The sequence below is a fragment of the Roseateles sp. GW835-FHT13E02 genome, assembly GCF_058794035.1.
The window spans coordinates 1-9,255 of sequence record NZ_JBXAGJ010000041.1; the positions used below are offsets into that span (position 1 = coordinate 1).

At 66.9% G+C, this 9,255-nt stretch carries 8 protein-coding genes; 2 read left to right on the plus strand and 6 right to left on the minus strand.

The features are described from left to right. Positions 1-181: 181 nt before the first annotated feature. The 5 genes from AC1Q6P_RS23740 to AC1Q6P_RS23760 all read right to left on the minus strand — a co-directional run bounded on the left by AC1Q6P_RS23740 (position 182) and on the right by AC1Q6P_RS23760 (position 5,660). Complete coding sequence (locus AC1Q6P_RS23740; RefSeq protein ID WP_102769604.1) at positions 182-385, minus strand: YbdD/YjiX family protein; 204 nt, start codon at positions 383-385, stop codon at positions 182-184. 49 nt (positions 386-434) lie between these two features. After that, positions 435-2,507: a carbon starvation CstA family protein gene (locus AC1Q6P_RS23745; protein ID WP_492666241.1), complete on the minus strand. Its 2,073-nt coding sequence runs from the start codon at positions 2,505-2,507 to the stop codon at positions 435-437. 232 nt (positions 2,508-2,739) lie between these two features. Further along, positions 2,740-3,378, minus strand: coding sequence for a response regulator (locus AC1Q6P_RS23750; protein WP_492666242.1), 639 nt, complete (start codon positions 3,376-3,378; stop codon positions 2,740-2,742). Beyond that, positions 3,375-4,769 (minus strand): cache domain-containing protein, encoded by a 1,395-nt coding sequence (locus tag AC1Q6P_RS23755; protein ID WP_492666243.1) that lies wholly within the window; start codon positions 4,767-4,769, stop codon positions 3,375-3,377. Before AC1Q6P_RS23755 ends, AC1Q6P_RS23750 begins: the two co-directional genes overlap by 4 nt. A 45-nt stretch (positions 4,770-4,814) precedes the next feature. Then, the gene (locus AC1Q6P_RS23760) at positions 4,815-5,660 is read right to left on the minus strand and encodes a tRNA-uridine aminocarboxypropyltransferase (protein WP_492666244.1); all 846 of its coding nucleotides are present in this window, start codon (positions 5,658-5,660) and stop codon (positions 4,815-4,817) included. A 163-nt stretch (positions 5,661-5,823) separates the two neighbouring features. On the opposite strand from AC1Q6P_RS23760, the gene AC1Q6P_RS23765 reads away from it, so the two are divergent. Continuing rightward, entirely contained in the window at positions 5,824-6,915 is a 1,092-nt protein-coding gene (locus AC1Q6P_RS23765; RefSeq protein WP_492666245.1) for a helix-turn-helix transcriptional regulator, read from the plus strand. Between the two features lie 248 nt (positions 6,916-7,163). Further along, positions 7,164-8,357 carry a hypothetical protein gene (locus AC1Q6P_RS23770; protein WP_492666246.1) on the plus strand — a complete coding sequence of 398 codons (1,194 nt, stop codon included), beginning with the start codon at positions 7,164-7,166 and terminating at the stop codon, positions 8,355-8,357. A gap of 50 nt (positions 8,358-8,407) precedes the next feature. Here the strand turns inward: AC1Q6P_RS23770 and AC1Q6P_RS23775 are convergent. Further along, positions 8,408-9,255: type I restriction-modification enzyme R subunit C-terminal domain-containing protein (locus AC1Q6P_RS23775; RefSeq protein ID WP_492666247.1), on the minus strand; the 848-nt coding region annotated here is incomplete at its 5' end.

A 9,255-nucleotide genomic window follows, 5' to 3' on the forward strand; every position in this document is an offset into this window, starting at 1 on the left:
GACCACAGTGAGCGCAGCGAACGGAGGGAGTTTGGCGCCGCTGAGCCGCGCAGTGAGCAGCGAGGGGAGTCGGCTCGAAGAGCCGACCCGCGAACCATGAGCCCGGCGGCGGGCCGAGACACCGCAGCGAGAACGACAAACCCTACGGAGGTGAGCAATGTGCCGACAGCCGCCCGCAAGGTCAGCAGCAGCGGCTCATCCGCCCATCCGCCCCGCCGTAGCGCGCCGCCTGGCGTTCGCGGAAGAACTGCTCGTAGGTCATGGCCGGCTGGTCCGGGTGGGTGCGGGCCATGTGTTCGCGGTAGGTGTCGAAGTCGGGGAAACCGACCATCAGGCGCAGGCCCTGGGCCAGGTAGCGGCCGGCTTGGCCGACACGCTGGCGCAGTTCGCGCGCCTGTTCGATCACATCGTCAGCAGCAGCCATGGCTTGACACTCAGCGTGCCGCAGCGGCAGCCGACAAAGCCACGAAGGGCGTTTCCTGCGCCGTGGGCTTGGCCGAGGCCCGCGCGGCCAGGATGGCGCGCACGCTGTAGATCAGCACGCTGATCACCACGAACATGAAGAGCACGCACAGGGCAGCGTCCAGGCGGTCGTTGAAGACCACGCGGCTCATGGCCTCCGGTGTCTTGGCAGGGGCCAGCAGCTGGCCCTCGACCAGGGCCTTGCTGTACTTGCTGGCGTGCGCCAGGAAGCCCACCTTGGCGTCGGACGAGAAAATCTTCAGCCAGCCGGCGGTCATGGTGCAGATCAGCAGCCACAGGGCTGGCAGGGCCGTCACCCAGGCATAGCGCTGCTTCTTCATCTTGAACAGCACCACGGTGCCCAGCATCAAGGCCACGGCGGCCAGCATCTGGTTGGCGATGCCGAACAGCGGCCACAAGGTGTTGATGCCGCCCAGCGGATCGACCACGCCCTGGTAGAGGAAGTAACCCCAAGCCGCCACGCACAGCGCGGTGGCGATCAGGTTGGCGGGCAGAGAATCGGTGCGCTTGAGCGCAGGCACAAAACTGCCCAACAGGTCTTGCAGCATGAAGCGGCCGGCGCGGGTGCCGGCGTCCACGGCGGTCAGGATGAAGAGCGCCTCGAACAGGATGGCGAAGTGGTACCAGAAGGCCATCATGGCCTTGCCGCCAATGGCCTGGTGCAGGATCTGCGCCATGCCCACGGCCAGGGTCGGTGCACCGCCCGCGCGCGCCAGGATGGTGTTCTCGCCCACGTCCTTGGCGGTCTGGATCAGCATTTCGGGCGTGATGACAAAGCCCCAGGTCGAGAGCGTGGCGGCCACGGCCTCGGGCGTCTTGCCCACCAGGGCGGCCGGGCTGTTCATGGCGAAGTACACACCCGGCTCGATGCAGGAGGCGGCCACCAGGGCCATCACCGCCACAAAGCTCTCGGCCAGCATGCCGCCGTAGCCGATGAAGCGCGCGTGGGTTTCGTTCTCCAGCATCTTGGGCGTGGTGCCCGAAGAGATCAGCGCATGGAAGCCCGAGACGGCACCGCAGGCGATGGTGATGAACAGGAAGGGGAAGAGATCACCCGACCAGACGGGGCCATTGCCGGCGGCGAACTGGGTGATGGCCGGCATCTGCATTGTCGGTGCGACGAAGACGATGCCGATGGCCAGGGCCACGATGGTGCCGATCTTCAGGAAGGTGGACAGGTAGTCACGCGGCGCCAGCAGCAGCCACACGGGGATGGAGGCGGCGACGAAACCGTAGCCGATCAGCATCCAGGTCAGCGTCGTGCCCTCGAAGGTGAACATCGGGCCCCAGACCGGGCTCTCATGCACCCACTGGCCGCCGACGATGGACAGCATCAGCAGCACAAAGCCGATGATGGAGATCTCGCCGATGCGGCCCGGGCGCAGGTAGCGCAGGTACACACCCATGAACAGCGCCACCGGGATGGTGGCCGCCACGGTGAAGGTGCCCCAGGGCGAATGCGCCAGGGCTTTGACCACGATCAGCGCCAGCACGGCCAGGATGATGATCATGATCATGAAGGCGCCGAACAGCGCGATCAGACCGGGCACTAGGCCCATCTCCTGCTTGACCAGATCGCCCAGCGAGCGACCGTCGCGGCGGGTGCTGATGAAGAGGACGATGAAGTCCTGCACCGCGCCGGCAAACACCACGCCGGCCAGCAGCCACAGCAAGCCGGGCAGATAGCCCATCTGCGCGGCCAGCACCGGGCCGACCAAGGGGCCGGCGCCCGCGATGGCGGCGAAGTGGTGGCCGTAGAGCACGTATTGGTTGGTCGGCACATAGTCCAGACCGTCGTTGTGCCGCCAGGCGGGCGTTTGGCGCCGCGGGTCCAGCTCCAGCACGCGACTGGCGATGAAGAGGCTGTAGTAGCGGTAGGCGATCAAGTAGACGCAGATTGCGGCCACCACCACCCATAGAGCACTGACCGCTTCGCCGCGGCCCAGGGCCACGGTGGCCAGCGCAAACGCGCCCAGCACCGCGACCAGAAGCCACCCGAGGTGGCGCCTGATGTTCGAGGACATGAGTTTTGTCTCCTGATCCGCGCGGTCTTGGCTGTGGGAACGAGAGAGAGAGAGAGAGAAAAAAACGAGGAAAAACGAGGGGGACCGCTGCGTGGCCGCAGTCTCGGCCAGCGGCCGGCTGCGCGCATCCGTCAGACCACGCGCGGCGGCGCGTGGCATCACTTAAGGGTCAACCCTGATGATCTGGTTTGAAGCACCCGGGTTCAACTCACGCGCTCACCCGTTCAGCTGTTCACGCCTGCCCTGAATGCTCGACGGCATACTTGATCAACTCCGCCTGTCCCTCGAGATTGAGCTTGCGCTTGATGTTCTGGCGGTGCGCCTCCACCGTGCGCACGCTCAGGTCCATGGCAGCGGCGATCTGCTTGCTCGACTCGCCGCGGCCCAGCGCGGCCAGCACCTCGCTTTCGCGCGGCGAGAGCAGGGGGCGAGGCGTCTGGGCGCGGAACAGGCGGCGCGACACCGCCGGGCTCAAAAACGTGCCCCCACCCGCCACGGCCTGGATGGCGGCCACGATCTCGGTGGCTGGCGCGTCCTTGAGCACATAGCCCTGGGCGCCGGCCTGCAGGGCACGCTGCACATACTCGGGGTTGTCGTACATGCTCAGCATCAGCACGCGCAGGCCCGGCTGGCGCTGCAGCAAGTCGGCGGCCAGCTCGATGCCGTTGACCTCCTTCATGCCCACATCCATCAGCACGATGTCCACCGCCGTGTGCGCCAGCAGGGCCAGGGCCTCGCGCGCATCGCCGGCCTCGCCCACCACCGCGAATTCCGGCACCGCGCCCAGGCGCAGGCGCAGGCCGTCGCGCACCAGCGGGTGGTCGTCCACCAGGGCAATGCGAATCGGGGCGGAGGCGGGAGCGGTGTTCATGTGGGTACAGCAGAAGGACTGGAGGAATTCAAAGAGAGCGGCACCTCGGCCCTGACCTCGGTGCCCGCGCCGGGCTGCGAGCGGATCTGCAAGCGCCCGCCGATGGAGGCTAGGCGCTCGCGCATATTGCGCAGGCCGATGCCTTGGCGCGGATGCTCTTGCACGGCGGCTTCGTCAAAGCCGGCGCCATCATCGCTGATCTGCAGCCGCACCCGGCCGGCCTCGAAGCTCAGGTCCAGCTGCAGATGCGCAGCGGCCGCATGCTTGGCCGCATTGGTCAGCGCCTCTTGCGCCACGCGGAACAGCACGGTCTTGACCAACTCGGGCAGCTCCACCGGCTCGCCCTGCACGCTGACCGCCACCACACCCGCGCCGCCATCGTCCTCGAACTCACGGCCCAGGGTTTGCAGCGCAGCCGGCAAGCCCAGGCTGTCATCCAGCATGGCCGGGCGCAGGCGGTGCGAAATGCGCCGCACCTCGTCCAGGCAGGCCTTGAGCCGCTCCAGTGCCGTGGCCAGCACCCGCGCCGGCAGCGGCCGCCCGGCTTCCAGCGCATCGACGGCCGATTCCACCAGCAGCTTGGTCGCCACCAGGGTCTGGCTGGTGCCATCGTGCAGCTCGCGCGCCAGATGGGCGCGCTCATCCTCTTGCGACTGCACCACCTGGTGGGCCAGCAAGCGCAGTTTGGCATCGGCCACGCGCTGCTCACTGACGTTGAGCAAGAGCCCCGTGCTGCTGATCAAGGCCACGCCGAAAACAGCGATGCCGGCAATCCACAGCAAGGTGGTGGCGATATTGCTGCTGGCCTGGGCGTCCAGCTGCTCCATGGTGGCGTGCAGGTCGCCGAGGTAGAGCCCCGTGCCAATCATCCAGCCCCAGCGCTCCAGCGGCACCACATAACCGAGCTTGGCCTCGACCTGGCCATTGGACGGCCGGCGCCAGAGGTAGTCGACAAAGCCTCCGCCCTGGCGCGCCTGCGCGATCAGCTCCTGGATGGTCGGCCGGCCTTGCGGATCGCGCATGTCCCACAAATTGCGGCCCACCAACTCGGGCTGGCGCGAGTGCATCAGGGAGTTGCCGTCCAGGTCGTAGACGAAGAAGTAACCGTCCGGCCCATAGTCCAGCGAGGCCAGCAGCTTCAGCGCCTGCGCCCGCTGCGCCAGCGGGTCCCCCGGCGCCTCGTACAACGGCTTCACCGTGCTGACCGCCAGCGCCACATAGGACTTCAACTCCGCCCGCCGCGCCTCCATATACGCCCGCTCCACCAGCGCATGTTCGCGCTGCACCAGCTCCCTCTCCTGATGCCGCACCGCCAGCGCGATCAGCAAAAGGCTGGCCACCAGGGGCAGGACGGCGAGGAGGATGAATTTGGTGCGGAGTTGCAGAGCCATGCGGCATTGTCGGGTTTGTGGCCTTTGTCGGCTGTGCCGGGTTCTTCAGGCTCGGCCCGCCTGCTCCGCAGCCAACACCCGCAATCGCTGGTGCCCCTCATCGCCCTCATCCGCCGGCAGGCTTTGCTTGGCGCGCAGGTAGCGGCTGCTGAAGACATCGAGATACGCCTCCAGCGTCTGCGCCGCCGTCTCATCGCCGGCCAGGGCCAGGCACAGGGCGGCCACTTCCGATGTGCAGAAATGGTGCTCGTGGTGCGAGCGGCGCAGGCGGTAACGCGAGAGTTGCTCGGGCTGCAGACTCAGCACCGACAGACGGGCCAGGTAGGGGCTCTTACGGAACATCTTGCGTGCCTCCGACCAGGTGCCGTCGAGCAGGATGAAAAGCGGGCGCTTGACCCGACTTGCAGGCGGCTGGGAGGCATCAGCCAGGATCGGCGCCAGCTCGGTCACCACCTCACGCCCCGGATCGGCAAACTCGCCCGGGAAGACCACAAAGGGCTGCCACTGCGGATCGGCCAGCAGCGCCAGCAGCCCCGGCTCCACCTGCACGCGCGACCAGACGAAAGCCTGCGTCTCGGGCAGCACATCGGCGATCAGCCAACCGGTGTTGCTGGGCTTGAGCGCCTCAAAAGGCGCCATGATCAGGCACACCGCCGCCGGCCGATGGCCTTGCGGCGGCACGCTCAGCACCGGACGCAGATGGCACATGCAGTGGCTGGGGATCAGGCGGCAGCGCGCGCAGCGCTCGATGCGCGGCTCGCCCCGGTCCAGGCGCGGCCGGGTGTTGGCGGTGTCCGTCAGCAGGCAGGCCGCGCGCAGGCGGGCGACCGCATGGTCAGCGGGCGGCAGATCCAGAGCGGGCTCCGGATCAAAGGGGGACACAAAAGACATAGACCCGGAGTCTAGGGCCAGCCCCAAGTCGCCCCTCGCGGGCGCACACCGCGCATCTGCGGGTTATGCCGGGAGGGTGCACCGGCTGCGCTGCTTCATACTGGACCGAACCCTCTGCCCGCCGATGCAGGCGGATCCCGGCTCAGAGCACGACTCTTTCGGCATGAATGATGCATCGCAACCCTCGGCCGCCCGAGGCCAGGCCTCGCGCAAGTTGGCAACACCACCACCGCCCCGACCGCCGGTGCTGCGCTCCGTCCAGTTCGCCTCGCGCCCGGGCATCGAACACTATTTCGCCGAGCTGAACGCACGCGCGCCCTCGGCGCATCGCGAGATTGCTTCCTGGGGCCGGGACCGGGCCGCGCGCCTGAACTTGGAGCTGGTGCAGGCGCCCAGCGCCCTGCAAGCCGGCGCGGCGCCCCAGCTGTTTCTGACCGAATCGCGCAACAGCTTTGTCCTGAACGTGCGTTCTCAAGACTGCAGCGCGCCAGCTGAGCGCGCGCCGCATCTGCTGGTAGGTCTGGTGCTGTCCGGCTCGGTGCGCCTGCAGATGCTGAACGAGGGCGAATGCCTGGCGCGCGCCGGTGAAGGCCTGGTCTTCAACCCGGCCGAGGTGGAGCAGGCCCAGTTCGCAGCCGATTCGCATTTTGTGGAGATCGCCCTGCCGCGCGAGCCCCTGCTGCGGCTGGGCTCCGCCCTGTGGGCCGTGCCGGGCGCAGAGGCGGCGCCTGCACGCTTGCAGCCCAAGCTCGCCCCCGGCCTGGCGCAGAAGCTGCACTTCATGGCCCAGCAGGCCAGTGGCCTGCTGCAGCAGGGCGATGGCGCCGCGCCGCCCCTGCTGATCGAGCGCTGGGTGGAGATGATGGGACTGAGCTTGCTGCATGAGCAGGCGGCTCTCGGCAACGCTGCCGCGACCCAGCCCAAGCGCCGCGAAGAACCCCTGCTGCCGCGCAGCCTGAGCCGCGCGCTGGACTACCTCGACGCCCATGCCCAGAGCGAGGTCCTGCTGAGCGATATCGCCGCAGCCGCCTGTGTCAGCGTCAGCAGCCTGCTGCGCCATTTCAACGAGCATCTGGGCCTGACGCCCATGGCCTACTTGCGCCAGCTGCGCCTGGACCGCGCCCGTGCCGAGCTGCGCCAGGGGCAGGCCGGCCGCATTGCTGAGCTGGCGCAGCGCTGGGGTTTTCAAAGCGCCGGCAAGTTCAGCCAGGCGTACTTGCGCCGCTTTGGCGAGCGGCCGAGCGAGAGCCGCTGATTCAGCCCCGCCTCACGCAGGCCCCAGCCCACTGACCCGAAATCGTCAGGCCTGTCCCGCCATCGTCAATCTGCGCGGCGCTGCGGCCAAACCCGGTTCCAGCGCCCAGGCCGCGCTGCTAAGGTGAAAACCGTTCGCCAGACCTAACCCCGCCGCATCGCGGTATCGGGTGGCCTTCACTTGCTTTTCTGGCCCCTGGTTTTTCCACCTTTCTCTCTCAGCACAGCCCACGCCGTATGAATCCCAACATGCCCACCTCCTCGAACCGCAAGCACCGCCTTCTGATCCAGGCCCTGACCCTCAGTGCCGCGGCCGCCTTCGCCAGCGGCGCACAGGCCGATGCGCCCAGCTACACCATCGTCGACCTCGGCGTCATCGGCAATGGCGAGTTCTCGCAAGCCTTTGGCAGCTCGCGCAACGGCAGCTTTGTGGTCGGCCGCTCGTCCGACAGCCACGACCAGGCCTATCGCTGGAGCGCTCAGGGCGGCATGCAGGCGCTGGGCAATATCGACGGCCGCCAGTTCGCCACCGCCCACGGTGTCAACAACGCCGGCCTCACGGTTGGCGTGTCGGCCACCACCTGGTTCGGCACCGCCCCCCTGCCGGTGATGTGGAACCCGAACGGCAGCGTCACAGCCCTGACCCTGCCCGAGGGCTATGGCTGGGGCGCCGCGAACGCCGTCAACAACAGCGGCCTCATCGTCGGCCGCGCCGGCTCGCAGGACGGCGACCGCGCTGTGCTCTTCAATGCCGCCACCGGCAGCAGCCAGATCATCAACGCCACCACGGCCAACGGCAGTTTCATGACCGAGGCCTTTGGCGTCAACGACGCCGGCCTCGTGGTGGGCATCGGCACCGATCCCAGCGATCTCGCCCTGGTCGTGGGCATGGTCTACAACTCGGCCACCGGCGAGATGAGCAGCCTCGGCGCCCTGCCCGGCCACAACTCGGCCATCAATTTCGGCGTCAGCAACAACGGCTATGTGGTCGGCTCCAGCAGCCTCTACAGCAGCGGCGGCAGCCCCTTCATCTGGTCGGCCAGCCAGGGGATGAAAGCCATCAGCTTGCCACCCAACACCTCCAACGGCTCGGGCAGCGGCGTCAACGACAAAGGCTGGGTGGTCGGCAACGCTGGCGGCGAGTTCTCCATCCCTTTTCTCTACGCCGACGGCGCCACCTACACCCTCCAAAGCCTGCTGCCCGCCGGCAGCGATTGGGACTTCAGCACCAACACCAGCGCCTCTGCCATGGCCATCGCCGACAACGGCAGCATCGTCGGCACCGCCGTCCACAACGGCCAGGTCCATGCCTACCAAATGACCCTGGTGTCCAGCGTGCCGGAGCCGCAGAGTTGGGTGCTGACCCTGGCGGGGCTGATGGCGGTGGGCGGTGTAGCGGCGCAGGAGCGACGCAGGAATTTCAAAGTTCTGAACAAGGCTTGACCCGAAGAGACAGAACCGCGTCGTACCTCCGGCCAAATTGAAGTTGGCATCTACGCCACTGCACGTTCACGAATCTGCGTCAATACACCGACCAAATGGGTGACCTTGGCCGGCGCAAAGATGCCCAGCGGTCCTTGCGCGTTCACATCGGTGAACGGCGATTCGAACAGCCTCCCCGGCTCCATCACGCCGGTCTGGGTCAGTTCCTGCACCACGAGGTTGATGAACTCAATCTGGTTCGGAGTGGCCGTTGTGCCGTTGATGAACTCGCTGAAGGCCTGCATGGCGGCATCAAAGCCCAAGCCCACCAACGAGCGCACAAACAGGCCCAGACCATGGCTCTGTTCTTTCGCTTCGGTGATGAGTGCCGGGGTGCCGCCAGCCTCCAGCAGCATCTTCTCCAACTCTTCCAAATCAGTCGCAGTCAGCGGCTGATTGCGTCTGAGCCGCTGCAGAGAAAGATGTGCCTCGTGGGCCCTCAGGAAGACACGGGCCTTCTCCTTGAACCTGTTCATGTTCAAGCCGGCCGTCACTTGCGGCAGTTCAATCACCGAGCTCTCACCCAATTCATCCTGGAAGTCGGTGTATACGATCTTCTTCTGGCCCTTGGGGATGAGCTTGATGAGCGCCCGCAGCCGCCTGCGTACGGTCTCCAGCATGGGCAGGGTCACGCCTTCCCACCACTCATCACTGGTCAGCGCCTGAACCAGCACCGCCTCGGCCTTGATGGCAGGAATGGCCATCTGACCTTCCAATTCGACGGCAATGCGCTGGATGCGCTCCTTCAGGACTCCGAACTCGGGCTTGGCCTGCAGGATGGATTGAATCGCCCCGGGTTTCGAGGAGGCTCCAACTCTGGAGAATGGAGCCATGAAGAAGTCCCCGAAGTTTTCGCCCG

Bases quoted from the DNA above. Each gene is read 5' to 3' on its own strand.
- AC1Q6P_RS23745 (WP_492666241.1), bottom strand. From the start codon at position 2,507: ATGTCCTCGAACATCAGGCGCCACCTCGGGTGGCTTCTGGTCGCGGTG.
- AC1Q6P_RS23750 (WP_492666242.1), bottom strand. From the start codon at position 3,378: ATGAACACCGCTCCCGCCTCCGCCCCGATTCGCATTGCCCTGGTGGAC.
- AC1Q6P_RS23755 (WP_492666243.1), bottom strand. From the start codon at position 4,769: ATGGCTCTGCAACTCCGCACCAAATTCATCCTCCTCGCCGTCCTGCCC.
- AC1Q6P_RS23760 (WP_492666244.1), bottom strand. From the start codon at position 5,660: ATGTCTTTTGTGTCCCCCTTTGATCCGGAGCCCGCTCTGGATCTGCCG.
- AC1Q6P_RS23765 (WP_492666245.1), top strand. From the start codon at position 5,824: ATGAATGATGCATCGCAACCCTCGGCCGCCCGAGGCCAGGCCTCGCGC.
- AC1Q6P_RS23770 (WP_492666246.1), top strand. From the start codon at position 7,164: ATGCCCACCTCCTCGAACCGCAAGCACCGCCTTCTGATCCAGGCCCTG.